Annotated in this window: 1 protein-coding gene; it reads right to left on the reverse strand. The window is 18.8% G+C overall.

What is annotated here, in order from left to right; translation table 11 throughout:
* The coding region (locus MTCD1_RS23850; RefSeq protein WP_200818719.1) for a hypothetical protein at nt 1–240 on the reverse strand (240 nt) is incomplete at both ends.

Consider the following 240-nt stretch of genomic DNA (forward strand, 5'->3'; position numbering starts at 1 on the left):
CTTCCTTCTTCCCTCTTCTTTTCTTTTTTTCCCCTTTTCTTTTTTCTTTTTCTTTTCTTTTTTTTTTTCTTTTTTTTCTTTTTCTTTTTTTTTTTTCTTTTTTTTTTTTTTTCTTTTTTTTCTCTTTCTTTTTCTTCTTTTTTTTTTTTTTTTTTCTTTTTTCTCTTTTTTTTTTTTTCTTTCCTTTTCTTTTTTTTTCTTTTCTCTTTTTTTTTCTCTGTTTTCTTCTTTTTCTTCTTT

It is taken from the genome of Colwellia marinimaniae (assembly GCF_002207865.1).
GTDB classification, from domain to species: domain Bacteria; phylum Pseudomonadota; class Gammaproteobacteria; order Enterobacterales; family Alteromonadaceae; genus Colwellia; species Colwellia marinimaniae.